This is a genomic window from Brevibacterium sp. 1718, from assembly GCF_051131255.1.
GTDB lineage: Bacteria > Actinomycetota > Actinomycetes > Actinomycetales > Brevibacteriaceae > Brevibacterium > Brevibacterium sediminis.
This window is the reverse complement of sequence record NZ_CP186550.1, coordinates 3,414,537-3,438,685: the sequence shown is the minus strand read 5'-3', so window position 1 is coordinate 3,438,685 and position 24,149 is coordinate 3,414,537. Positions and strand designations below refer to the sequence as shown.

Below are 24,149 nucleotides of genomic sequence, written 5' to 3'. Positions count from 1 at the left end.
TCGGCGACGTGCCTACTGCAGCACGAGCGTGACGTCGAGCTTCTGTTCCTTCCCGCCGCGGACCACGGTGATCTCGACCGGGGTGTTCACCGGCTGAGCGCGGACGAGGGCACGCAGGGCGATGGCGTTGTTCACCTTGGTTCCGGCCACCTCGACGATGTCGTCTCCGTCTTTGACTCCGGCCTTGGCCGCGGGGGATCCACCGGCCACGGACTGCACCTTGGCGCTGCCTCGGCTGATCCCGCCGCTGTTGATGTGCCCGTCGGTGAGAGTGATGCCGAGGAACGGATGCTTGGCCTTGCCGGAGGAGATGAGCTGATCGGCGATCATGACAGCCTGGTTCGCGGGGATCGCGAATCCGATGCCGATCGACCCGGACTGACCTCCCTCGCCCTGGCTCAGCGATGCGGCCGCCGAGTTCACGCCGATGAACTGGCCATCACCATTGACCAGCGGTCCACCCGAGTTGCCGGGGTTGATCGCCGCATCGGTCTGGATGGCGTTCGTGATCGTCATCTCCTTCTCCTGCGAGGAGGCATCCTCGCCGATGTTCTCCGTCGACACCGGACGGTCGAGCGCGGAGACGATGCCGGTGGTCACGGTGTTGGCCAGACCGAGCGGATTGCCCAGGGCCATCACTGGATCGCCCACGGTCAGCTTCTTCGAATCGCCGATGACCAGAGGTTTCACCCCGTCGGGCACCTGTTCGAGCTTGATGACGGCGATATCGGTCGAAGGATCGCGTCCGACGATCTTCGCCTCCGTCGTCTCACCGTTCTTCATGGTCACGGCGATCTCGCCGTCGGGGGTGTCCGCGGGCGCGACGACGTGGTTGTTCGTGATGACGTGGCCCTGATCGTCGTACAGCGCACCCGAGCCGAGTCCCTGGACCTGGCCTCGAGTGCCGACCTGGATCGACATCACACTGTCCGAGGTCTTCTCAGCGACCTGCGTCCAATCGGGGGTCTCGATCGTCTCCTCGGCGACCTTGCGCGGTTCGTCCTGCTGCAGCGCCGAGAGCGCATAGTTTCCTCCGAACGCGAGAGCCCCACCGAGGAGCGCGGCCACCAGGCCGATCGCGATCGTCGCACCCCAACCGGGTCCTTTCTTCTCTCGCCGAGGCGGCTGCTGAGCGCCGTACGGACCGAACCCGTCCGGTCCGTACGGACCACCGGGTCCGTTGGGATTCACCGGCCCACCGGGTCCGGGCTGGGAACCGACGGCCGAGAATTCCGAGGAATAGGGGCCCGAGCCGGGTGCCGCCGAGTAGGCGTTGGAACCGGTGGGCTGGCCGGGAGCGTTCTGTTGGTTCGATGCGACCTGCTGACCGGAACCAGGCTGTTGGCCCGGAGCGTTCGGGTACCCGGGACCGTGCGGGTTCTGGGGGCCGTTCGGGTGGCCAGGAGCGGCTGGATAGTCGGCGGAACCTGTCTGCTGAGAGTTCGCCCCGGCGTGATAGGCACCAGCGCCAGCAGCTGCTGCTCCGGCCCCTGCCGCTGCGCCGGCTCCTGCCGGGGCTCCGGTGCCGGTGGCAGACGAGCCGGTGCTGTTCTGTCCGTTGGCGTTCTGGCCCTGATACGACTGCGGACCGTTCTGCTGGGACTGCCCGTATGGAGATTGGTTCTGAGTCTGATTCGCCTGGACGTTCTGCCGACCCGGCTGCGATTGGCTGCCGTAATTGCCGTGGGCGCTCTGGTGTCCCTGCTGTTGGCTGCCTGGCTGGTACGAAGAGTGCTGCTGCCCGTTCGGCTGATACGGCGACGGCTGCTGGGAGGGAGAGCCGCCTCGGTGAGGGGAACCGTCCACAGGGTTCTGTGCCTGAGTCGACGGAACGTCGGGGCGTCTCTCGGGCGGTGCGACCGGTGGACTGACGCGTGCAGGGCCGTTGGGTTGGGACGGGAAGGTGCGCGGAACCTCGGCTCCTGACCCGCGGTAGCCACCGGCCGATGGGCTGCGACGTCCCCCGGCGGCGGAACCGCTGCCCTGATTCCCCGACGGACGCGGTGTCCGATCATCCGATCGGGAGCTGCGGGACACCTCATCCGGATTCTGAGGGTCGGTGTTCTCGTTCATCGCTCATCCTTTCGCGTGTCCGCAGTGGTTTCGCCGTTGTCGGAGATGGGCAGGTCGATGCGGAACGTCGCACCGCCGCCCGGAGTTTCGTGGACGGAGATCGCACCATGGTGGTTCTCCACGATTGCCTTGACGATCGACAGCCCGAGTCCGGATCCGCCGGTGTCCCTGGTCCGGGACACGTCGAGGCGGTAGAAGCGCTCGAAGATGCGCGGGACCACCTCGGGGTCGATACCGTCACCGTGGTCCCTGACCTCGAAGCGGACCCTGCCGTTGGGGAATCCTCGCAGTGACTCATCGACCGTGATCGATCCGGCAGCCGTGACATCGGGGACGATGTTCGCCGGCTCGGGAGCCTTGGACTGAGGTCCCGACTGGGGTCCGGCTGAAGATTCGGACTGCGCCGCAGTCTGGGAATCGGCCGCTGCCCCACTCTGCGATCCGGAATTCTGAGGACCGGTGGGTTGCGCCGACTGCGATCCGGACGGTGTCCTGAGCTGCCCGTTGTGCTGCCCCTCTCCCCGCTCCGCATTCGCGGCGGGGCTCTCGGGACCCACCTGACGGTCGGGCTTGGTCGGGGACTGTGCAGCGGTCCGGGGGGTCGGTTGGGTGTCGGTTTGGTCGTGTCCGGCGGAGTCGCCTCGGCGGAAGATGCGGACCCCTCCGGTGACGAACCCGCGTTCACGGGGTTTGTCCTTCGCCCCGCTCTTCGCACCATTGCGACCGTTCTGGCCGCGGGCGCCGCCCTCGCGGATCTCGCCGGTGTCCGCGGAATCGGGGTCGACGGACTCGGGGAGACCGACGACGCCGACGGCGAACTCGATCGCCGCATGCTCGGGGGTGTGCCGCACGGCGTTGCCGGCGAGGTTGACGATGACCTGGCGGATCTTCGATTCGGAGCCGCGGATCATCGGCACGGGCTGGGCGTCCTCACCGTCGAGTCCGATGAAGCTGATATCGCGGTCCGGGGCCTGTGCCGCGGCATCGGCGGCGGCATCGCGGACGACCTTGTGCAGATCGACCGGACCGATCTCGGCGGCACGCTGCTCGTCGAGCCTGGCCAGGACGACGAGATCGTCGACGAGGACGCCCATGCGCTTGGCCTCGGACTCCATCCGCTCCATTGCATTGGCGACGTCCTCGGACTTCGTGATCGCACCCTGCCGGTACAGCTCCGCATAACCGCGGATCGTGACCAGGGGCGTGCGCAGCTCGTGCGAGGCGTCGGAGACGAACTGGCGGATGCGCTTCTCCGAGCGGGTCTGCCCGTCGAAAGAGTCCTCGATGCGCCCGAGCATCGTATTCAGTGCCGCCGACAGCCGCCCGAGCTCGGTGTTGCGCGGATAGCTGGGCACACGTTGGGACAAGTCGCCGGCGGCGATGCGGGAGGCGGTCTTCTCGATATCGCGCAGCGGCCGGAACGTGTTGTTGATCGCCCAATAGCCGACTCCGGCGACCATCGCCAGGGCCAACAGGCCGATGCCGATCATCGTGTTCCGGGCCCGCTCGTTGATGTTGTCGACTTCGCGGTCGAAAGGCACCGCGATGGACACGAGCACGTCGGTGTTCTTCACCTTCATCGCCCGGGCCCGCCACTGCGAACTCGTTCCGGCGACGGTGAATGGCTCGCCGCCGCGCGAATAGACTTCCTTCTCGTTGATCTTCGGCAGGATCGGATGGTTCTGCGGCTCCGGGGCGACGGGGTCGCGGATCGGATCCCCGTCCGTGTTGTAGAACTGCACATAGAATCCGCCCGGCAGGAGGCTCTTGAGCTGATCCCAGGAATTCGAATCGATCGTCGTCGACGACGGCGCATCCTCGGCGTCGTCGTCCCCGGACTGGAGTTCGGCCTTCTGGAACACATCTTGGTAGGCCTGCTTCGCCAGGGTCTCGGAGGCGCTGATGAGTCGTTCATCGGTGCGCTGGACGAGGCTGTCGCGCAGGTTCTCCAACACCCAAGCGCTCGTCCCCGTGAGGACGAGCAGCATGAGCAGCATCATGATGGCCAGCAGCTTGGTGGTCAGAGACCATTCTTCCCAGAAGCCGGGACGGGAGGGACGGGATTCTATTGCCACGTATGTAATCTATCGTCCTTGCATGGACGACTACTTGGATTCCGGTGTGCGCAGCATGTAGCCGACCCCGCGCTTGGTCTGGATCATCGGTGTCCACTCCATCTCGACGGGGTGGCCGGCGGCATCCGTCTCCGGAGTGACGTCGATCTTGCGGCGCAGGTAGGAGATATAGGACTCGACGATTCCGGTGTCTCCGCCGAAGTCGTATTCCCACACGTGGTCGAGGATCTGCGACTTCGACAGGACGCGGTTCGTGTTGAGCATGAGGTAGCGCAGCAGCTTGAACTCGGTGGGGGAAAGGTCGATGAGGATGCCGGAGCGGCGGACCTCATGGGTATCGTCGTCGAGTTCGAGGTCGCCCGCCACGATGACGGCGTTCTCCTCGTCCTCGAGATTGCGGGTGCGGCGGAGGACGGCGCGGATGCGGGCGACGACCTCTTCGAGACTGAAGGGCTTCGTCACATAGTCGTCACCGCCGACGGTCAGACCGGTGATCTTGTCCGAGGTGTCATCACGGGCGGTGAGGAACACGACGGGGGCGTTCATACCGATCTGGCGCAGTCGGCGGGTGACGGTGAAGCCGTCCATGTCCGGGAGCATGACGTCGAGGACGAGGAGGTCGACGTCGGTCTGCTCGGCCAGGCGCAGCGCCTCGGCGCCGTTGGCGGCGGAGACGACGTCGAAGCCGGCGAAGCGGAGACTGGTGGACAGGAGTTCGCGGATATTGGGCTCATCATCGACAACGAGCAGGGTGGCTTCGATGTCGGTGTCGTTTTGTGCTGTAGTCATGGCTCCAGTCTGGGACCCGATTCTGGGAGTGGGCTGGAGGTCAGCTGAATGCAAATGTGACATGCGTCACTGGAAAACTCTCAGGAAAGTCGTTTTGAGTCCTGGATCGGGTATTCGCTCTCAGGAATGAAGGCCTGATTTCAGTGAAAAATGTGGTCGCGACCAGTTTAGGTTCAGAAACGATCGTCGGGGCGGGTGTGGGTAGGGCGGGTTCAGCTGAGTATGGGTGTTCGGGTCAGTGCGGGCGCGGCGGGCGAGGGTCGGGAGACATCGGGAAGATGGTGCCCGACCGGGACGTCGGATTCTCTCGGATCTCATGCGGTGGGCGGAGGTCGAAGAGCTGCTGGGTGACGGCAAAGCGCCGAGTCCGCTCAGGTCGGTGGCGGTCATAGATCACCTGGCCGACAGTACCTCGTAGTGAAGGCCCCTGCTGGACGAGGTGACGGGCCCAGCGGTCCCGGCCCTTGTTATCGACGAAGTGAACCACGGTCAGGCTCGGTGCTCTTGCCGAGGAACCGGACCAGTAGTCGATAACGCTGCCTTCGGCCAATGCTGCATTGGGGTAGGGAGGGCGGTCGAGAATCGGATAACGGGCCTTACGGAATGTGAGCAGGCAGACGGCGATGAGTCCGAGGCCGGCGGCGATTGCAACCACCCACCAGATCGGAGCCGCGTCTGTCATGGCGGGAACGAAGCCGAGGCCGAGCCCGCCGCCGGCCCCGAGTGCCGCCAGCTGGTATCGGAAGAATCTGGACAGGCTGCCGCCGGTGCGGAAGCGGCCGAGGGCCGCGAGCACGAGCAGGAAGCTGATGGCGGCAGAGACGAGGGCCACGATGACGGCGAGGGCGCTGAAGACGACTTTTTCGCTCAGCAGCCCTCCGGGATCCGCGGGAAGGAATGACAGCACCGCAATGGCGAAGCCCGACGTCAGCGTGGCCGACATGGTGGTGATGCCTGCAAGGCCGGCGGCGAGCTTGCGTCCGGCGGTGATGCGCAAGGGTTGAAGTGACATGGGCGGCTCCTCTTATTAGTCGTGGGAGTCGGCGTCGGAGTGGCGGGCGCGGAATGCCGCGACGTGTGTGCGGGTGGCGCAGCTGCCGGTATCGCAGAAGCGCTTCGAGCGATTGCGGCTGAAGTCGGCGAGGTAGGCGCGGCAGTCCTCGGCGGCGCAGCGGCCGAGCCGGTCGAGATCGCCGGAGCGGATGAGGTCGATGAGGACCAGAGCGACATCGGCGGCCACTCGGTCGGCCAGGCTGGCTTGAGCGCCGGTCGCGTGCAGGTGCCAGTCCCAGTGGTCGTGTTTGACCAATTGCGGCACTGACCCCGAGTCGCTCAGTGTGAGATTGATCTCATCGACGACCGCGATCGTCCCCGCTTCGACCTCGTCGTCGGTCTCGGCGTCGATGCTCGCATCCAGTGCTGCGGCGAATCTGCGGCGCAGCTCCAGGGTCTCGTCGACGTCGCTTCTGGTGGCGGTCAAAGGTCCGGAGAAGTCGTGCCGGGCCGCGAATTCGCGGAGTTTCGCGGTTGTCGTCAGTTCGTCACCGCCGTCCGTGATGTCGCCGGAGGTGTTGAGGAGGTCGACGAGCATCGTGAGGTTCGCGCGAATGTCGTAGATGAAAGCCATGGTGAATAACATTCTGCCACAGGATGTAAGGACCAAAATGCACTTGACCCATTTCAATTTCAGGGCCGATACTGAAACCGGCAGCCGTCGGACCGCCTCGGCGAGGGGATGATCCGGCACCGCACCATCCGCTCAGCGTCGCACTGTCAACTCAACACCGCACCACCACCTCGGGGACGTCTGTCCTCGTACGCCACTCAACGTTTCGCCACATCAGGAGGTCAGGAATGAATCGCACCGTCATCGCAGGGTTCCTGCTCACTCTTGCCTCCGCGTTCTTCTTCGCCGTGTCGGGGCCGATCGCGAAAACGATGTACGCGATCGGGTGGACGCCGGGCGCGGTGGTGCTCATCCGCTTGGCCGGCTCCGCGGTCCTGCTGCTCATCCCCACCCTCATCGCCCTGCGCGGACGCTGGGGCGAAGTGCTCACGCACTGGCGCACCGTCGTCACCTACGGCCTGGTCTCGATGGCCGGCGTCCAGGGGTTCTACTTCGTCGCCGTCGAACACCTCACCGTGGCTGTGGCGCTGCTGCTGGAGATGACCGCGCCGATGCTCATCGTCTTCTGGATCTGGGCGCGAACGCGGACCCGGCCGGCGACCGTGACATTCATCGGGGTCGTCGTCTCGATGATCGGGCTCCTGCTCGTGCTCAACCTGCGCGGATCGTCGATCAGCATCTTCGGCGTGGTTATGGCGATGGCTGCCGCGGTCTGCCTGGCCAGCTACTTCCTCGTCTCTGCGAAGGACACGATCACGATCCCGCCGGTCGCGCTGACAGGTCTGGGCATGGGCATCGGGGCGCTGGCGATGTCGGCCATCGTGCTCGCCGGCGTCATGCCGTGGAACGCGGTGACGGCGGACGTCGACTTCGGCGGGGTGTCGATGTCGTGGGTCGTGCCGATGGCGATGATCGTCGTCTTCACGGTCGGCGCCTACATCACCGGGATCCTCGGTCTGCGCTATGTCGGGGCGACGGTCGGATCGTTCGTCAATCTCGTCGAGGTCCCGTTCTCCGTCATCGTCGCCTGGCTGGTCCTCTTCGAGATGCCCGCCCCGATCCAGCTCTTCGGCGGAGTCTTCATCCTCGGCGGCGTCGGCTTCATCAAGTGGGGCGAGTCCCGCCTGGCCCGCCGCGTCGCCCGCCGCGAGGTCGTCGCCAAGTCCGAACCTTCCCTCATCACTACGTAATTACTACCTGACGGGGGCCCAGCAACCTGGCGCCAGGTTGCTGGGCCGCCCTCAGGTAGTTCGAAGACATCTGCGATGGCAAGAGATATTGATAGGTTGACCACATGGGCCATATCGAGATCAACGATGTCTCCTACACCCTCGCCGACGGCAGGCCTCTGCTCGGATCGGTGTCGTTTCGCGTCGGGGACGGGGCCAAATCCGCGCTCATCGGAGCCAACGGTGCCGGCAAAACCACCCTCCTGAGGATCCTCACCGGTGAGCTCGTCCCTGATGAGGGAGCTGTTTCGCATACCGGCAGCATCGGATTGATGCGTCAGTTCATCTCCGCCGATACCGTCGCCGAGGCGCTCGAGGAACTGGCTCCGAAGCCGATCCGTCGTGCGGCGGCGAATCTGCGTCGGGCCGAAGAGAAGCTGCTCGGACCCGAGAGCGAGTCGACGGCTGTGCAGATGGCCTACGCCACGGCGATCAACGATTGGTCGGACGTGGGCGGATACGACGCCGAGGTGCTGTGGGACACCTGCACCACCTCGGCGCTGGGAATGTCGTACGACCGCTGCCGGGACCGTAAGATCTCCACCCTGTCGGGAGGGGAGCAGAAGAAACTCGTGCTCGAAGCGCTCCTGCGCGGCCCCGATGACATCCTCATCCTCGACGAGCCCGACAACTTCCTCGATGTCCCGGGCAAGCGCTGGCTCGAAGCCGAGCTCAAGGACACGGACAAGAGCGTCCTCTTCGTGTCCCACGATCGTGAGCTGCTTGCACAGGCGGCCACGCAGATCATCACCGTCGAGCTCTCTGCGGCGGGGAACACCGCATGGGTGCATCCGGGCGGATTCGGCACCTACCACGCGGCCCGGTCGGACCGGTTCGAACGGCTCGAGGAGCTGCGCAGGCGATGGGACGAGGAGCACGCGAAGCTGCGGTCGCTGGTGCAGATGTACAAGCAGAAGGCCGCTTACAACTCGGACATGACTTCGCGGTACCGGGCCGCGCAGACTCGTCTCGAGCGTTTCGAGACCGCCGGCCCGCCCGAAGCCATTCCGCGTGAACAGGATCTCGGAATGCGTCTGCGCGGCGGACGCACGGGCAAGATCGCGATCGTCGCCGATGCGCTTGAACTCACCGACCTCATGCTGCCGTTCGACCTCGAAGTTCATTACGGGGATCGGATCGCCGTACTCGGATCGAACGGGTCGGGAAAGTCGCACTTCCTGAGGCTGCTCGCAGCCGGCGGCAGCGACCCCGAACCCGAGCACCGCCCGGCCTCTGACATCGACATCGCACCCGTCGCCCACGACGGAACAGTGCGGCTCGGAGCCCGCGTGCGCCCCGGCTGGTTCGCGCAGACGCACGGCCGCCCGGACTTGCGCGGGCGGACCCTGCTCGAGATCCTCCACCGCGGGGACGAACATCGAGCAGGCCTGCCGCGAGAACCGGCTTCGCGGGCGCTTGCCCGCTACGAGCTGGCCGGTGCTGCAGAACAGTCCTTCGATTCGCTTTCGGGCGGACAGCAGGCGCGCTTTCAGATCCTGCTGCTCGAGCTCGCGGGCGCGACTCTTCTTCTGCTCGACGAACCCACCGACAACCTGGACCTCGTCTCCGCTGAGGCATTGCAGACTGCGCTGCAATCGTTTGATGGGACGGTACTGGCGGTCACTCACGACCGCTGGTTCGCTCGTGACTTCGACCGATTCCTCGTCTTCGGGGCCGACGGCGAAGTCTATGAGTCGACAACACCGGTCTGGGACGAAGGTCGCGTGGTTCGCGACCGGAGGTGAGTCTCCCCGAACTACCTGACGGCGGCCCAACAACCTGGCGCCAGGTTGCTGGGCCGCCGTCGGGTAGTAATTGAGGGGAGAGTCAGCGGACTTCGATGCTGTAGCTGTAGCCCTGTTCGGTGAGGAAGCGGCGGCGCTGAGCCGCGAAATGCTCATCGACGGTATCGGCGGCGACGACCGTGTAGAACGTGGCCGAACCCTTGTCTTCCTTCGGACGCAGGATCCGTCCGAGGCGCTGAGCCTCCTCCTGCCGGGACCCGAACGCTCCGGAGACCTGGATCGCCACCGAGGCGGCCGGCAGATCCACTGAGAAGTTCGCGACCTTCGAGACGACGAGCACCGGAATCTCCCCGGACCGGAACTCGCGGAAGAGCTCCTGGCGCACCGATTCAGGGGTCTGCCCGGTGAGCACGGGCGCACCGAGTTCGGCTCCGATCTCCTCGAGCTGGTCGAGGTACTGACCGATGACGAGGATTTGGGCATCCGGATGATCGGCGACGAGCTCGGAGACGATCGGCAGCTTCGCATCCGATGTCGCGGCCAACCGGTACCGGTCCTCCCCGTCGGCGCGGGCATACGCGGTTCGGGTTCCGCCGTCGAGCCGGACGCGGACTTCATGGCAGGCGGCCGAAGCGATGTAGCCGAGTCGTTCGAGTTCCTTCCATGGCACCTCGTACTGCTTGGGCCCGATGAGGGAGAACACCTCGTCCTCGCGTCCGTCCTCACGCACCAGCGTCGCGGTCAGGCCGAGGCGACGGCGAGCCTGCAAGCTTGCGGTCAGTCGGAAGATCGGCGCCGGAAGCAGATGCACCTCGTCATAGATGACCAGGCCCCAGTCCTTGGCATCGAGGAGCTCGAGGTGGAGGTACGAACCCTTCCTGCGGGTGGTGAGCACCTGGTAGGTGGCGATGGTGATCGGGCGGATCTCCTTCGTCGATCCCGAATATTCGCCGACCTCGTCCTCGGTCAGGGTGGTGCGGCGCAGGATCTCGTCCTTCCACTGCTTGGCCGAGACCGAGTTCGTCACGAGGATGAGCGTCGTCGTCTGCACCCGAGACATGGTGGCCACACCGACGACCGTCTTCCCCGCACCGCACGGCAGAACGACGACCCCGGACTCACCGGACAGCGACTGGTCGATCGCCTGCTTCTGGTAGTCGCGCAGATGCCATTGACCGCCGTGGGCATCATCGGACAGGGAGATCTCGTGGGCTTCACCGTCGACGTAGCCGGCGTGGTCGGAGACCGGGTGGCCCAGCTGCAGCAGGGCGTGTTTGAGCTCCCCGCGCTCGGAGGGGTGGACGAGGACGGATTCGGCATCGATGCGTTTGCCGAACTTGCCGACGAGGTCGGGCTGACCGACGAGCTCATCGAGCAGTCCCGTCTCCGTCGACGTCAGGGTCAGTCCGTGGATCGGGTGGTCGATGAGGGTGAGCACACCGAAGCGGTCCATGATGTCGACGATGTCGACGAGCAGCTCATGCGGGACCGGGTACTTCGCGAATTCGAGGAGCACATCGACGACGGATTCGGCATCATGGCCGCTGGCGCGAGCGTTCCACAGCCCCAGCGGAGTGATCTCATAGGTGTGGATGTACTCCGGGGTCCGTGACAGCTGCGCAAACGGGGCGATCGCCACGGCCGCCTCGACGGCCAGAGGATGTCCCGATTCCAGCAGCACAGTCCGATCGGACTGCACGATCAACGGACCATTCATTCAATACTTCCCTTCCCGAGGTGTGATGACGCCAGAGGGCACAACACGTCCATCACCCCGATTGTTCCCGCTCCAAGCTACCTGACGGGGGCCCAGCAACCTGGCGCCAGGTTGCTGGGCCCCCGTCAGGTAGCAATTAGGGGGAGGGGTCGACGGAGACGATGCGGGCGACGGACAGGGAGGCCTCGGCTCCGGTGGTCGTCACCACTCCGCGGACGCGGCCGGCGTTGAGGGTGGCCGGCAGCATCTCGATCGTCCGTTCCTTGCCGTGGGAATCCGCGATCCGAATGAGCACGCGCCGCTTCGCCTCCGCCGCTTCCCGCAGCCGATCCATATGCCCTAAAGGCTCATCCGTGCTCACCTGGGCGGCCGCCGCCGGTGCGGACCGCAGGATTCGAATATATTCGCCGAGGTGGCCGTCGCTGACCCGCGGACGTCGCCTCACGCTGACCTCGGGTTCCGATTCGGTGATCACCCGACGTTTGCGCACCGGTCCGGCCGCCGAATGCAGCAGAGCATGATGATCCCCGGCCTCGAGCAGATGCATCGTCCGCTCCGGGCCCAGCTGGGCGATCGCCACGGTCGGAGCCAGCCGTTCGAGACCGGCCGGCATCATCGCCTGATCGGAGAGGATGACATCGAGGTCGACCGGGTCGTCGACGATGAGCACCGCCCGGGCCCCTGCCACCCGCACCCGGCGCAGCTTCGAGGCCGTGTTCTGCACGAGGAATTCCAAGGTCGACGGCAGCTCTTCGGCACTGATGCCTGCAAGTTCGGCCAAGGCCTCCTCCGGGGTGGTCCCGGACTGCATGGTGTCTTCGATGGTCTCGGCGTCGATGCGATAGACGGTGCCCTGGCCGCGTGCCTCGACGACGGCATACTTGCGCAGAATACGGTGGACCCGTGGTTCGATCGGGCCGGTGGCCACGGCGGTGAGATCGGACTGGATGAGCACTGTGTCGACCTCGGCCCCCAGCCCCTCAGTGACCGCGGCGATGACATCGCCGGGCACGGTCAGGGCATCGACGGAGACACCCAACGGCAGGATCGAGGGGTCCTGCTCGGCATGCTCGGCCATCGCCCGATCCAGTCCGGCGGCCAGACGGAGTCCGAACCGGCTCGGACCGAAATGATCCGGCTCCTGCAGCGGAGTCGTCGCCAACCCGAAACTCACACAGGTGTGGAGAACGGCCTCGGTCATTGCGAATTCGTGCGCCGGCAGCAGCGGATGCCGACGCAGCACCTCGGCTTGGATCCACCCGGCCGACCGTGCCGAGCCCAGACCGATGTCATGGAGGACGGAGAGCACGGCGAAGCGCAGCAGCGGCATCGCCGGCACCGACAGCCCATAGCCCTTGAACAGGGACTTCTTCGGAGCAGCGAGCACCGTGAGGCGTTCGTTCTCGCTCGCCCCCGCCGCCAGCTGCGTGACGTCGAGCAGATCGCGCAGCCACGCCCCGACCAGCGCCGCCCACAGTTCGGCACGATCGCCGGCGAGGGCGGAGTCGGCATCGTCGGCGGCCGTCCACTGTGGATCGAGCGCATCGTCGAGGACCCCGATGAGGTGCAGCGATTTCGCCGCCTGCAGCAGGGTGATCGTCTGCTCGAGACCCAGTTCGAGGGTCCGGGCGAGTCGGGAGACGTCCCGTTTCGAGATGCCGCCGCTGGTCAGCCGGGAGATCGGGGAGGCGGCGAGCTCATCGACGAGGCCGCGCAGAGATGAGATGACCTCGGCCACGGCGGCCTGTTCGCTGTTGTGGATGAGCGGCTGGCCGATCGTGGCCGTGCTCGCATCGACCGACGAAGGGTTGATCTGCCACGGATATGCCCTGGCAGATTCGGCCGCCGAGGTGGGCAGCAGGGTGATGGCCTCGGACTGGATCCGCCAGTTCCCATCCCCACCGGCCGGCCATGCCAGGCCGAGGTCGCGCAGTCGGGGCAGGGCCTCCTCGGCGAGGGCGGGATCGATATGCGGATTGCCCGTGATCTTGATCTCCGGCGTCGTCCGGGCCGCCTTGGCCAAGGCGATGAAGACCTCGAGCGACTGCGCATCGAGAGCTTCGATGCCGCGGGAGACCCCGATGCGCGAGGACGCGGCCGCGGCCAGGGCCGCCATCGTCGGGGACTCGGGTTGGAGGAGGTCGCGTCGAGTCCGGACGAAGGACTCGAAGTCGGCATCTGCACTGTGGGACAGCCACTGGCTGAAGGTCATTGACATCGCAGATCAGTCTATCGCGAGGGGTACAATGGAGGCGCAGAGAAGGATCAGAGATCGGACGGAAGGACGCGCATTGTCAGCCACTCGAGTCGACACGACCATCGTCGTCGCCGCGGTTGCCGCCGCAGCCATCGGGGCGCTCGGCCTCATCGGCGTCCTCGGCCAGGCCTGGATGGGACTCACGCCCAGTCCGCTGCTGACCTACCTGCCCATGATCCTCGTGCCCATCGCCGTCATCCTCGCCTGCGTGGCCATGATCCGAGCCGCCATCCGACGCAGACAGACCGGGGTGGGCCACCGCTGAAACCATCACTCATGCCTCACCCCGCAGGTTCGGGTACGGGCATGAGCCCCACCCGCACAGTGTGATCGAATGGTGCGGATCCCCACCTCGCCGAGGCGGCCGACCACCCAATCGCGTACGCCCCCGTGATCTCCCGCCGCGGACAAGGTGCTCACCGCCACCCTGCACGTGACCTCCACGGACAGGTGAGAGCCAGGGATCACAGCGCCGATGCGATGCCCTCGGTCCCGCAGTCGGCATGGTCTGACTGACGGCGATGAGGGCACACGAGCACAGCGACCACACCACCCGACCTGCTTGCCGGCCGCGGAATCCGACTCCGCAGCTGACCGACACACAGCCCGCACCTGCGGGCACCGTACGATCAGCCCGCTTCAACGGGTACGAACAGACAGAAAGGACATCATGCCCACCGGACGTGTGAAATGGTTCGATGCCGACAAGGGCTTCGGCTTCGTCATCGCCGAGGACGGCTCGCAGGCCTTCCTCCATTCCTCCGTGCTGCCCGAGGGAGTCGAAGTCACCAAGGGCACCCGGCTCGAATACGATGTCGTCGATTCCCGCCGCGGAGCGCAGGTGCTCAAGGCCCGCCCGATCACCACTCCCGGCAAGGTCGCCAAGGCCCGCCGACGTCCGGCCGTGGACATGGCAGTTATGGTTGAAGATGTCATCAAAGTTTTGGATGACCTCAACAACGGACTGCAGCACGGCCGTTACCCGGACCCCACCCATGGGAACAAGGTCGCCAGCCTGCTGCGGGCGATTGCCGACGATTTGGAGTCCTGATGTCATCACTGTTCAGTGATTGGCTGGCCCGGCAGACCGCCGCGCCCGCCGAGAACGACGCCGAACAGTCCACCGAGGCGGCCCCAGGCAGCGATGTGCCGACCGCTGCGGGCGAATCGACCGCCGCTGGAAGTGCGGTCGCCGCGGATTCCGGCACGGCTGCCTCGGCGAAGGCAGCGAAGACCGGTCGTCCGCGATCGGGCACGGAGAAGGTTGTCCTCGACACCCAGCTGGCCGCGGCGATCGACATCGCCCGCACCGCCATCACCGAGGTGGCCGGCACCGCCGTCGTCGGCGAACACCTGGGCGCCGTGGCCGAGGCGACCCGCCTGGTCACCCACTACTTCGTGTGCACCGACCCGACCTACCGCGGTTGGCGGTGGGTGGCCGTGCTCGCCCGCGCTCCGCGTGCGAAGAAGGTCACGGTCTGCGAAACCGCGCTGCTGCCCGGGCCCGATGCCCTCGTCGCCCCCGAATGGGTGCCGTGGGAGGAACGACTCGAACCCGGCGACATGGGTCCGCGCGACACCCTGCCGAAGCTCGACCAGGATCCGAACCTGCAGCCGGGCTTCCAGCAGACCGAGGACAATTCGGCGGACAACGTCGACCAGATCCAGAACTTCGAATTCGGTCTCGGTCGTGAACGCGTGCTCTCCTCCGACGGGCTGAGCGCGGCCGCGAGCCGGTGGTCGGATTCCGATGCCGGACCCGACAGCGAGTTCGCCTCACGCGCGGCCGGACACTGCGGCAGCTGCGGCTACCTCATGCCGATCGCCGGATCGCTGCGCCAGAAGTTCGGGGTCTGCGCCAATGCGTGGTCGCCGTTCGACGGTCGCGTGGTCGGACTCGAATCCGGGTGCGGTGCGCATTCGGAGACCGATGTGAGACGGCCGAACAACGAGCCTGCTGAAGCAGTCGTCGACGACTACTCCGGCGAGCTCGAGTTCCAGGAGGGCTGAACCACTCGATGTCCCAGATGTTCCGGTCACTGTCGGAGCCGAACTACCGGCACTGGTTCGCCGGTGCCCTGATCTCCAACACCGGGACATGGATGCAGCGCACGGCGCAGGACTGGATCGTCCTGACCATGCTCACGGACAACAACGCTTCGGCGCTCGGCCTCACCATGGCTCTCCAGCTGGGCCCGCAGCTGATCATGTTCCCGTTCGCGGGCAACCTCGTCGACAAGTTCGACAAACGGCGTCTGCTCATGGTCACTCAGGCGCTGCTGGGATTCATCGGACTCGTCCTCTTCGTCCTCACCATCACCGACGTCATCGTCCTCTGGCACGTCTACGTGCTTGCGTTCACGCTCGGGATGCTGACAACCCTGGACAACCCGGCCAGGCAGGCCTTCGTCTCCGAACTCGTCGGTGAGAAGTTGCTGCCGAATGCCGTCAGCCTCAACTCGGCGTCCTTCAACGGCGCCCGCATGATCGGTCCGGCCGTGGCCGGTGTGCTCACCGCTGTCATCGGGCCCGGTCCCGTCTTCCTCATCAGCGGACTCGGCTTCGCGGCGACGCTCACCGTACTCCTCCGGCTCGACAAATCGAAGCTGCACCCTTCCGGTCGGCGCGGCAAGGGCGGAGTCCTCGGCGGACTGAAGTATCTGCGCAGACGCCCGGACATCACGGTCGTGCTCGTCGTGCTGTTCATCGTCGCGACCTTCGGATTCAACTTCAACATCTACACGGCGACGATGGCGAAGATCGAATTCGGCAAGGACGCCAGCGGCTTCGGCCTGCTCAACTCCGTCATGGCCATAGGCTCCGTGACCGGGGCGCTCGCCTCGGCCAGGCGGGAGAAGCCCCGACTGCGCTTCATCTTCGGCGCCGCCGGCGGATTCGGTGTGGCCGTCGGCGTGGCATCGCTGATGCCCAACTACTACCTCTTCGCCGCCTCGCTCATGTTCGTCGGCTTCGCATCGCTGACGATGATGACCTCGGCGAACGCCTATGTGCAGACGACCACCGCGCCGAACTACCGCGGCCGAGTCATGGCCATCTACGCGGCCGTCGTCATGGGCGGCACCCCGATCGGGGCACCCCTGGCCGGCTGGGTCGCCGATGCCTTCGGACCGCGGATGGCGCTCGTCGTCGGAGCCGCCTCGGGGATCATCGCCTTCGCCGTGGGCCTGCTGTGGATGATCATGGCCAAGGACCTGCGCCTCCATCGGGATCCGAAGTCGCGGATCCGGTTGCACATGAGCTATCAGGGCAGGCCGCCGGGCGGCAGCGGACACTGACGGGTTCGAGCGGGCGGGGCAACTGTCCGCAGGTGGGAGTTCGCCCTGGGGCGGTGTCGGGCGGAAGCCGGCACTCTGCGGGGGTTGGCACTCGGCGGGCCCGGAGGTTCGTGTCATAGACTTTCGATCGACCGCCTCGGCGAGGGATTCGAGGGTCGAGCAAGGGAAACGGACGGACTGTGACAACTGACATCATGACCTCGGTGCTCGTCGGCCTGGCGATCCTCGTCGGCTGCCTGGGCATCATCGTGCCGGTGCTGCCCGGGTCGATCCTCATCGCCATCGCGGTTCTCATCTGGGCGATCATCATCGGCGGACCGACCGCGTGGATCATCTTCGCCATCGTCGCCGTGTTCGTCGCGGCCGGGATGAGCGCCTCGCTCGTGCTCACGGGCCGCAAACTCAAGTCCATGCAGGTGCCGAACTCCTCGGTGCTGCTGGGCGGGGTGCTCGCCGTCATCGGCTTCTTCGTCATTCCGGTGCTGGGCCTGCCGATCGGCTTCGTCGCCGGCCTCTACCTCGCCGAGTATTCCCGCCTCAAGGACGGAAAGACGGCGTGGAACTCCAGCTGGGAGTCGATCAAGGCGATCGGCCTCGGCGCGGGCATCGAGTTCATCCTCGCCATGCTCGCCGGCATCACCTTCGGCATCGGCGTGCTCATCCACTTCTTCGCCTGAGGCTCGCAAGCATCCGTCACCGTTAGGGCTTAACTGCATCGTTGCAGTGGAGTGATTTGCTGCGCAGGGTGAGGGTTGCTCGAAGCCTCGCCAGGTACGTGAGCATCCCCCACCATTAGTGTCAGCTTGGCGCCCGTAGCGGCTTCTCCCACGGCTGCTGGGGCATCTGTCACCTTGAGCGCCGAATCGCCTCGTTGCAGTGGGGTGTTTTGTCGCGAAGGGTGAGGGATGCCCCAAGTTCCGCCCGTGGCGCATGCATCCGTCACCGGTTGCGGCAATACGTCCTCGGAGTGGCTTCTCCTACCGCGGCAAACGCATCCGACGCACTGAGTGCCATAACACCCCTTTGCAACGGGTCGTTATGGCACTGAGTGGAGGAGTTGCGCGGCCGAGGTGCTGGCGGCCGACACTGGAAACTTGCGTATGCGTTGCGTCCGCAGCTGCCTGTCGCGGCTCTGCGCTACTTGAGGGCGTCGATGACGAAGTCGATGCAGGCCAGCAGTGCCCGCACATCGTCGGGGTCGACGGAGACGAAGGTCGCGATGCGCAGCTGGTTGCGGCCGAGCTTGCGGTAGGGCTCCACGTCGACGACGCCATTGGCCCGCAGCACCTTGGCCACAGCAGCAGCATTCACCGAATCATCGAAATCGACGGTGGCCACGACCGACGAACGATCCGCAGCGTCTGCAACATAGGGGTGGGCCGCCTCGGTGGAATCCGCCCAGTCGTAGACGAGCCCGGAGGACTCAGCGGTCCGCTCGGCTGCCCAGGACAGACCGCCGTTGCCGTTGATCCACTCGATCTGTTCGGCGAGCAGCAACAGGGTTGCCACGGCCGGAGTGTTGTAGGTCTGGTCCTTGGCCGAGTTCTCGATCGCGGTGACGAGGTCGAGCGAGGTCGGGATCCAGCGTCCGGAGTCCTTGATCTCCTGCGCGCGGGCGATCGCGCGCGGCGACATGATCGACACCCACAGTCCGCCGTCGGAGCCCATGTTCTTCTGCGGGGCGAAGTAGTAGACGTCGGTCTCGGCGATGTCGACAGCCAGTCCGCCGGCACCTGAGGTGGCATCGATGACGACGAGGGCATCCTCGGCGATCCCGGTCGGACGTGCGATCCGAGTGGCCACACCGGTCGAGGTCTCATTGTGGGGCCAGGCGAAGACGTCGGCGGCGGACTCTCCGGTGGCCGCCTCGGCGGGGGAGTCCACGAGACCAGCGGCAGCCAGGGCCTCCGGTGTCGGGATCGCAGCGGTGCCCGGTTCGGCGCCCAGGACGAGGGACGACTTCAGGTGCGGGGCGGTGTCGGTGGCCTTCGCGAACTTCTGTCCGAACTCGCCGAAGGTCGCGTGCGCGGCCCGTTCGCGGACGAGGCCGAAGGCCGCGATGTCCCAGAACACGGTGGATCCGCCGTTGCCGAGCACCACTTCGTAGCCTTCGGGCAGACTGAACAGCTCGGCCAGTCCGGAGCGGATGCGGCCGACGAGGTTCTTCACCGGAGCCTGGCGGTGGCTGGTGCCGAGCACCTCGGTCGCGGCCGAGGTCAGCGCCTCGATCTGGGCGGGGCGGATGCGGGCCGGGCCGGACCCGAAGCGTCCGTCGGCGGGCAGGAGGTTCTTCGGGATCTCAATGTTCGTCGCAGTCACGCTCGACATTCTACGGCGGGCCCGCCCGGCGCCCGGGACCGGTCCGTCATGTGACGGACGTGCAGACTCGACATTCCCCGCCTCGGCCGCCCCATCGAGGCGGGACCCGGCTGACTCGTGTCCGTGCCGCGTCGTAGAGTGAAGACATGAGTGAGCCCGTCGATCGTCTCCCGCAGACCCGGAAGTCCTATGACTCAGCCGTCTTCGAACACCCGGACACCGCACCCCTGGACCTGCTGCGCCAGTGGTACGACGAGGCGGCCGACCATGTCCGCGAACCGAATGCGATGACCGTCTCGACCCTGGACGAATGGGGCCCGAGCTCGCGCATCGTCCTGCTCAAAGGCCTCGACGAGCGCGGACTGCTGTTCTTCACCGACTACGACTCCGCGAAGGGCCGGCAACTGCGGGCCGACCCCCGCATCGCCGTGAACTTCCCGTGGCAGGACATGGAACGACAGGTCCGCATCCGCGGCCTCGCCGAGGTGGCCGCCCCCGAGGACTCGGACGCGTACTTCGCCGTGCGCCCCCGTGGATCGCAGATCGGGGCGACCGTGTCCAAGCAGTCCCAGCCGGTGACCAGCCGCGAGCAGATGCAGTCCGAATACGATGCAGCGGCGGCCGAGTTCGAGGGTCAGGACGTGCCGCGGCCCGATCATTGGGGAGGTTTCCGCGTGCGCGTCTTCGAGATCGAATTCTGGCAGGGTCAGCAGAACCGGTTCCACGACCGGTGGGTCTTCCGCCGCGCCGACGGCAGTCACGACGCGGCCGACCTCGATTACGCCTCGGCCTGGGAGGTCGTCCGCCTCTACCCCTGAGGTTCCTCCCCTGAGCACCGTCGAGCTGTGCCGCAACGCAGCGGCGGTCGACAGCACCGTTTCGTGGTGCGGATCAGCGGCGCGCCATTGGTCCACGTCACGGGGCCGTGTTGCAGAACGAATCAGCACAGGGCGCCGGCCACCCAGCACAATGGTCACAACATGCGCACCGCAACCGGGCGCAGACGATGCAAAGGAGCACCCATGACACCCCCAGCACTCAGCACCCAGTACGGGCCCGACGCCGTCTTCGATAACCTCATCGGCGGAGCACGGGTGCCCAGCGACGACCGGTCGACGAATACGAACCCGTCCGACCCGTCCGATGTGATCGGCCGGTACGCCCGCGCGGATGCCGCCACGGTCGCCTCGGCGATCGCTGCCGCCCGCGCTGCCGCCCCCGCCTGGGCGGACCTCGGCTCACAGCAGCGATTCGCGATCCTCGACAAGGCCGGCAGCCTCATCGCCGAACGTGCCGATGAACTCGGCGATCTGCTCGCCCGGGAAGAGGGCAAACAGCTCGCCGAAGCCAAGGGCGAGGTGCTGCGCGCTTCCCAGATCTTCAAGTTCTTCGCCGGCGAGACCATCCGCAACACCGGTGAGGTCGTGGACTCGGTCCGCCCCGGACTCATTGCCGAGATGACGCACGAGCCCATCGGCGTCATCGGCATCATCACCCCGTGGAACTTCCCGATCGCCATCCCGGCCTGAAAGATCGCCCCGGCTCTGGCCTTCGGCAACACGATCGCATTCAAACCTGCCGAGCTCGTCCCCGCCAGTGCGTACGCACTGGTCGATATCCTCGCCGAGGCGGGACTGCCCGATGGGGTCCTCAACCTCGTCATGGGGCCGGGCTCCGTGGTTGGGGACGCACTGACCACCTCGGCGAAGGTCGACGCCGTGACCTTCACCGGATCCGTCGCCGTCGGACGGTCCGTCATCGCATCGGCTGCGGCCCACCAGATCAGAGTGCAGTGCGAAATGGGCGGGAAGAATCCGCTCGTCGTGCTCGGCGACGCCGACCTCGAAGCGGCCGCCGAAGCCGCGATCAACGGAGCCTTCTTCTCCACCGGCCAGCGCTGCACCGCGTCCTCCCGCCTCATCGTCACCTCCGGTGTCCACGACGAATTCGTCGCGCTGCTCAAGGAGAAGATGGCGGCGCTGACCGTCGGAGACGCCCGCGCCGAGGGCGTCGCCATCGGACCCGTGGTCTCCAAGACCCAACTCGACCAGGACCTCGATTACATCGCCAAGGCCCGAGCCGAAGGCGGGGAGGTCACCGGCGGTGAGCTCATCGATTCGGACACGGAGGGGTACTTCCTCGCGCCCGCACTCGTCACGGGCACGAAGCCGGGCGACACGATCAACGTCGAAGAGGTCTTCGGTCCGGTCGCCTCGGTGATCGAGGTCGCCGACTACGACGAAGCGCTGTCCGTGGCCAACGACACCGAGTTCGGACTGTCCGCGGGCATCTTCACGACCTCACTGAAATATTCGACCCACTTCAAGCGTTACGCCGATGCCGGAATGGTCATGGTCAATGCCCCGACGGCAGGAGTGGACTATCACGTGTCCTTCGGCGGACGGAAAGGGTCGAGCTATGGTCCCCGCGAACAGGCTCGGGCGGCACGCGAGTTCTTCACAGTGCACAAGACGACCTACACGAATGCGGGCTGAGCAGGCCGGTGCGAATTCCTCCCGAGCGGGCAGATGCACACCCCGGTCGAGCCGTCAGGGGGCGACCGAAGCCGCATCCGGGACGGGGCGAATCCTCGAATCACGGGAATTGCTGAACGCACGATAGGATTGGGGCAGATCGCAACGGCCGCGAACGGGTTCGCCTGTGCGGGGCGGGGCAGGGTCGGAACGACCCGAAATGGTGACAACGCCTGAAATGGTCGAAACGACCTGAAGACGAAGAGTGGAGTGGCTGGTCAGAAGTGAACGACCTCATTGATACAACCGAGATGTACCTCAAATCGATCATCGAGCTCGAAGAACAGTCGATCGTGCCTTTGCGTGCCCGCATCGCCGAGCGCCTGGACCATTCCGGCCCCACCGTGTCACAGACCGTGGCGCGGATGGAGCGCGACGGACTGCTCCACGTCGGCAACGACCGCCATCTCGAGCTCACTCCGGAGGGCCGACGGATCGCCACCGACGTCATGCGCAAGCACCGCCTTGCCGAGCGTCTCCTCTCCGATGTCGTCGGACTCGAATGGGAACTCGTCCACGACGAGGCCTGCCGCTGGGAGCACGTGATGAGCGAGCAGGTCGAGCGCAAGCTCGTGACGCTGCTCTCGGAGACCTCCACCGGGCCCTACGGCAACCCAATCCCCGGACTCGACGTCATCGGCGGCGAGGCCTCGAAGACCACCGACGTCATCGACCTCGCCACGGCAGTCGGCCGGGACGGTGCGAAGAAGCTGACGATCGCTTGGCTGGCCGAACCCCTGCAGGTCGATATCCATCTGCTTCAGCAGTTCCAGGTCGCCGGCGTCCTGCCGGGCAGCGACGTCGAAATCTCTCGCAACGGCGAATACATCACCGTGCAGGTGCCCGGCGCGCAGGACGTACTCGACCTGCCGGTCGAGACCGCCTCGCACGTCTTCGCCTACCGAAGCTGAGACGCCCAGAGACCTCCGCCGATAGCGGCGAGACTGAGTCTCGGTAACGGGACGAGAGGGCGTTTCGGTGACGGCAGCGCTGTGTCTCGATAACGACGAGACCGAGCAACGGTAACGAAAGAGCGGGTGCCCGAACCCCGATTCGTTACAAATGACTGCGATCTCTGACCCAGGGAGTGGATTTTCCACCCCTGGGTCACGTGGTATAACGAGAAAATGTTACGAATATTCTACGCCGTTTAGGGCCTCTGACCTGCGGTTTTATGGAAAACATCACGGTTTTCCTCCGGTGGTTGTGACAAAAACGTGACAATCAGTCACCGATTGGTTACAGTTGTGGAGGTCGTTCACGCAATGACGACTGCACAGCGAGAACCGAACGCCGCGCTCGCTGTGGGATACCAAGGACCAAGAGCGGCGGTTGGCCCGGAAAGCCAATAGGTGCGAGAGGGAAAACGTGGCAACTAAGCAGCATGGCCGCCGCGCCGCCGATGCCAAGGTCAAGACTCCACTGACCGAACTCACTGAACTTCTGAACGCCAACTCAGGCGTCTTCGGCCGTCGCGCAGCAGTTGTCGCTGCCAGCGGTGGTCTGCTGACCGCCGCAGTGATGCCGGCCGCCGGCCAGGGAGCCGACGACCAGAGCAAGGTCTCCGCAGAAGCCGAGGCCACCCAGAAGGTCGATTTCGAGAACCAGACCGTCACCATCGGCGGCGACTCGAAGGACAAGAAGGACGACAAGAAGTCCGATTCCTTCGGTGTCGAGAGCAAGGCCATCACCGCTGAAGCTGCTCCGAAGCCCAAGCCGAAGCCCAAGCCGGTCGAAACCTCCACTCCCTCCTCCGACGAATCCGCCGGAACCTCCGACGACACCGCCAACAGCGGATCGTCCGATTCGGGCGAGTCCGACTCCAAGGACTCGGGATCCATCGACGGATCCAAGGCCGAGCAGGTCCTCGCCTGGGCCCAGAAGGGCGTCGGAACCCCCTACGTCATGGGCGGAACCAGCCAGAGCGGCTGGGACTGCTCCGGCTACACCTCGTGGGTCTACAGCCACGTCGGCGTGAACCTGCCCCGCACCTCCGGTGCACAGAAGGGTGCAGGCCAGATCGTCTCGCAGTCCGAAGCCAAGCCCGGTGACCTCATCTGGCACCCCGGCCACGTCGGCATCTACGCCGGTGGCGGACAGATGTACGATGCCGGTTCGCCGAGCTCGGGAACCTCGAAGCGCAGCTACAGCTGGATGGGCAACGTCACCTTCATCCGCGTTCTCTGATCTTCTTTCCGATTGCTCCGCGTGAGACTCGACGGTCCTCGAGTCGCACGGGGAGCTTTTGTATGCCCGGAAACTTTGGGCGCACACTCGCACCTACCAGATTCGGTGAACGGAAACCGAAGTTTCCGTGACGCTAGCCGTATGAATTGGGTCACGGGCGCGCGCGGCGTTACTCTGGAGAAGATTGAGTTCCATAAATGGTGGACACCAAGTGGTGTCAGCCGCTGATGCGAAGGAAAGCGGATGGGGCATAGTCGAATAATTCGAATAGCCGCTCCAGTCTCTGGTGCGGAGTACATAT

The 24,149-nt window shown here is 65.7% G+C and carries 18 protein-coding genes and 1 pseudogene; 11 read left to right on the top strand and 8 right to left on the bottom strand.

Annotated features, from left to right (window positions below; all coding sequences use genetic code 11):
* Window positions 1-12: 12 nt before the first annotated feature.
* The 5 genes from ACOZ9V_RS15490 to ACOZ9V_RS15470 all read right to left on the bottom strand — a co-directional run bounded on the left by ACOZ9V_RS15490 (window position 13) and on the right by ACOZ9V_RS15470 (window position 6,564).
* Complete coding sequence (locus ACOZ9V_RS15490; protein ID WP_434591494.1) at window positions 13-2,073, bottom strand: trypsin-like peptidase domain-containing protein; 2,061 nt, start codon at window positions 2,071-2,073, stop codon at window positions 13-15.
* Complete coding sequence (locus ACOZ9V_RS15485) at window positions 2,070-4,148, bottom strand: ATP-binding protein (protein ID WP_434591491.1); 2,079 nt, start codon at window positions 4,146-4,148, stop codon at window positions 2,070-2,072. The genes ACOZ9V_RS15490 and ACOZ9V_RS15485 overlap by 4 nt, the downstream gene beginning before the upstream one ends.
* Before the next feature lie 30 nt (window positions 4,149-4,178).
* Window positions 4,179-4,937 (bottom strand): response regulator transcription factor, encoded by a 759-nt coding sequence (locus tag ACOZ9V_RS15480; RefSeq protein ID WP_039208507.1) that lies wholly within the window; start codon window positions 4,935-4,937, stop codon window positions 4,179-4,181.
* Window positions 4,938-5,172: 235 nt separating this feature from the next.
* Entirely contained in the window at window positions 5,173-5,949 is a 777-nt protein-coding gene (locus ACOZ9V_RS15475) for a hypothetical protein (RefSeq protein ID WP_181270730.1), read from the bottom strand.
* A 15-nt stretch (window positions 5,950-5,964) separates the two neighbouring features.
* Window positions 5,965-6,564 carry a CGNR zinc finger domain-containing protein gene (locus ACOZ9V_RS15470; protein ID WP_139909871.1) on the bottom strand — a complete coding sequence of 200 codons (600 nt, stop codon included), beginning with the start codon at window positions 6,562-6,564 and terminating at the stop codon, window positions 5,965-5,967.
* Window positions 6,565-6,791: 227 nt separating this feature from the next.
* Between ACOZ9V_RS15470 and ACOZ9V_RS15465 the strand changes: the two genes are divergently transcribed.
* Both ACOZ9V_RS15465 and ACOZ9V_RS15460 read left to right on the top strand, forming a co-directional pair.
* The gene (locus tag ACOZ9V_RS15465) at window positions 6,792-7,754 is read left to right on the top strand and encodes an EamA family transporter (protein ID WP_181270729.1); all 963 of its coding nucleotides are present in this window, start codon (window positions 6,792-6,794) and stop codon (window positions 7,752-7,754) included.
* A gap of 104 nt (window positions 7,755-7,858) precedes the next feature.
* Window positions 7,859-9,538: an ABC-F family ATP-binding cassette domain-containing protein gene (locus tag ACOZ9V_RS15460; protein ID WP_181270728.1), complete on the top strand. Its 1,680-nt coding sequence runs from the start codon at window positions 7,859-7,861 to the stop codon at window positions 9,536-9,538.
* An 82-nt stretch (window positions 9,539-9,620) separates the two neighbouring features.
* Here the strand turns inward: ACOZ9V_RS15460 and ACOZ9V_RS15455 are convergent, their stop codons facing one another.
* Both ACOZ9V_RS15455 and ACOZ9V_RS15450 read right to left on the bottom strand, forming a co-directional pair.
* Window positions 9,621-11,255: a DNA repair helicase XPB gene (locus ACOZ9V_RS15455; RefSeq protein WP_137211323.1), complete on the bottom strand. Its 1,635-nt coding sequence runs from the start codon at window positions 11,253-11,255 to the stop codon at window positions 9,621-9,623.
* Window positions 11,256-11,391: 136 nt separating this feature from the next.
* Window positions 11,392-13,473, bottom strand: coding sequence for a helicase-associated domain-containing protein (locus ACOZ9V_RS15450; RefSeq protein WP_434591484.1), 2,082 nt, complete (start codon window positions 13,471-13,473; stop codon window positions 11,392-11,394).
* Between the two features lie 73 nt (window positions 13,474-13,546).
* Between ACOZ9V_RS15450 and ACOZ9V_RS15445 the strand changes: the two genes are divergently transcribed.
* The 5 genes from ACOZ9V_RS15445 to ACOZ9V_RS15425 all read left to right on the top strand — a co-directional run bounded on the left by ACOZ9V_RS15445 (window position 13,547) and on the right by ACOZ9V_RS15425 (window position 17,485).
* The gene (locus ACOZ9V_RS15445) at window positions 13,547-13,777 is read left to right on the top strand and encodes a hypothetical protein (RefSeq protein WP_101543627.1); all 231 of its coding nucleotides are present in this window, start codon (window positions 13,547-13,549) and stop codon (window positions 13,775-13,777) included.
* A gap of 405 nt (window positions 13,778-14,182) precedes the next feature.
* Window positions 14,183-14,563: a cold-shock protein gene (locus ACOZ9V_RS15440; RefSeq protein ID WP_101543626.1), complete on the top strand. Its 381-nt coding sequence runs from the start codon at window positions 14,183-14,185 to the stop codon at window positions 14,561-14,563.
* Window positions 14,563-15,522, top strand: a complete 960-nt coding sequence (locus ACOZ9V_RS15435) for a DUF3027 domain-containing protein (protein WP_434591481.1) — start codon at window positions 14,563-14,565, stop codon at window positions 15,520-15,522. Before ACOZ9V_RS15440 ends, ACOZ9V_RS15435 begins: the two co-directional genes overlap by 1 nt.
* Before the next feature lie 8 nt (window positions 15,523-15,530).
* Window positions 15,531-16,808 carry an MFS transporter gene (locus ACOZ9V_RS15430; RefSeq protein ID WP_172170337.1) on the top strand — a complete coding sequence of 426 codons (1,278 nt, stop codon included), beginning with the start codon at window positions 15,531-15,533 and terminating at the stop codon, window positions 16,806-16,808.
* 179 nt (window positions 16,809-16,987) lie between these two features.
* Window positions 16,988-17,485 carry a DUF456 domain-containing protein gene (locus tag ACOZ9V_RS15425; protein ID WP_434591478.1) on the top strand — a complete coding sequence of 166 codons (498 nt, stop codon included), beginning with the start codon at window positions 16,988-16,990 and terminating at the stop codon, window positions 17,483-17,485.
* 460 nt (window positions 17,486-17,945) lie between these two features.
* Here ACOZ9V_RS15425 and serC read toward each other — a convergent pair whose 3' ends face one another.
* Window positions 17,946-19,127 (bottom strand): phosphoserine transaminase, encoded by a 1,182-nt coding sequence (gene serC / locus ACOZ9V_RS15420; protein WP_181270723.1) that lies wholly within the window; start codon window positions 19,125-19,127, stop codon window positions 17,946-17,948.
* Window positions 19,128-19,273: 146 nt separating this feature from the next.
* Here serC and pdxH point away from each other — a divergent pair, with 146 nt between their 5' ends.
* The 4 genes and pseudogenes from pdxH to ACOZ9V_RS15400 all read left to right on the top strand — a co-directional run bounded on the left by pdxH (window position 19,274) and on the right by ACOZ9V_RS15400 (window position 23,848).
* Window positions 19,274-19,945, top strand: a complete 672-nt coding sequence (gene pdxH / locus ACOZ9V_RS15415; protein WP_181270722.1) for a pyridoxamine 5'-phosphate oxidase — start codon at window positions 19,274-19,276, stop codon at window positions 19,943-19,945.
* 162 nt (window positions 19,946-20,107) lie between these two features.
* Window positions 20,108-21,622: pseudogene (locus ACOZ9V_RS15410) on the top strand (aldehyde dehydrogenase family protein).
* A 263-nt stretch (window positions 21,623-21,885) separates the two neighbouring features.
* Window positions 21,886-22,572 (top strand): metal-dependent transcriptional regulator, encoded by a 687-nt coding sequence (locus ACOZ9V_RS15405; RefSeq protein WP_139908932.1) that lies wholly within the window; start codon window positions 21,886-21,888, stop codon window positions 22,570-22,572.
* Window positions 22,573-23,029: 457 nt separating this feature from the next.
* Window positions 23,030-23,848: a C40 family peptidase gene (locus ACOZ9V_RS15400; protein WP_434591473.1), complete on the top strand. Its 819-nt coding sequence runs from the start codon at window positions 23,030-23,032 to the stop codon at window positions 23,846-23,848.
* Window positions 23,849-24,149: the final 301 nt, after the last annotated feature.

What these genes read in the sequence shown, in the direction of transcription:
- pdxH (WP_181270722.1), top strand. Translation starts at nt 19,274, where the DNA reads ATGAGTGAGCCCGTCGATCGTCTCCCGCAGACCCGGAAGTCCTATGAC.
- ACOZ9V_RS15455 (WP_137211323.1), bottom strand. Translation starts at nt 11,255, where the DNA reads ATGAATGGTCCGTTGATCGTGCAGTCCGATCGGACTGTGCTGCTGGAA.
- ACOZ9V_RS15490 (WP_434591494.1), bottom strand. Translation starts at nt 2,073, where the DNA reads ATGAACGAGAACACCGACCCTCAGAATCCGGATGAGGTGTCCCGCAGC.
- ACOZ9V_RS15460 (WP_181270728.1), top strand. Translation starts at nt 7,859, where the DNA reads ATGGGCCATATCGAGATCAACGATGTCTCCTACACCCTCGCCGACGGC.
- ACOZ9V_RS15435 (WP_434591481.1), top strand. Translation starts at nt 14,563, where the DNA reads ATGTCATCACTGTTCAGTGATTGGCTGGCCCGGCAGACCGCCGCGCCC.
- ACOZ9V_RS15480 (WP_039208507.1), bottom strand. Translation starts at nt 4,937, where the DNA reads ATGACTACAGCACAAAACGACACCGACATCGAAGCCACCCTGCTCGTT.
- ACOZ9V_RS15450 (WP_434591484.1), bottom strand. Translation starts at nt 13,473, where the DNA reads ATGTCAATGACCTTCAGCCAGTGGCTGTCCCACAGTGCAGATGCCGAC.
- ACOZ9V_RS15475 (WP_181270730.1), bottom strand. Translation starts at nt 5,949, where the DNA reads ATGTCACTTCAACCCTTGCGCATCACCGCCGGACGCAAGCTCGCCGCC.
- ACOZ9V_RS15430 (WP_172170337.1), top strand. Translation starts at nt 15,531, where the DNA reads ATGTCCCAGATGTTCCGGTCACTGTCGGAGCCGAACTACCGGCACTGG.
- ACOZ9V_RS15440 (WP_101543626.1), top strand. Translation starts at nt 14,183, where the DNA reads ATGCCCACCGGACGTGTGAAATGGTTCGATGCCGACAAGGGCTTCGGC.
- ACOZ9V_RS15470 (WP_139909871.1), bottom strand. Translation starts at nt 6,564, where the DNA reads ATGGCTTTCATCTACGACATTCGCGCGAACCTCACGATGCTCGTCGAC.
- ACOZ9V_RS15465 (WP_181270729.1), top strand. Translation starts at nt 6,792, where the DNA reads ATGAATCGCACCGTCATCGCAGGGTTCCTGCTCACTCTTGCCTCCGCG.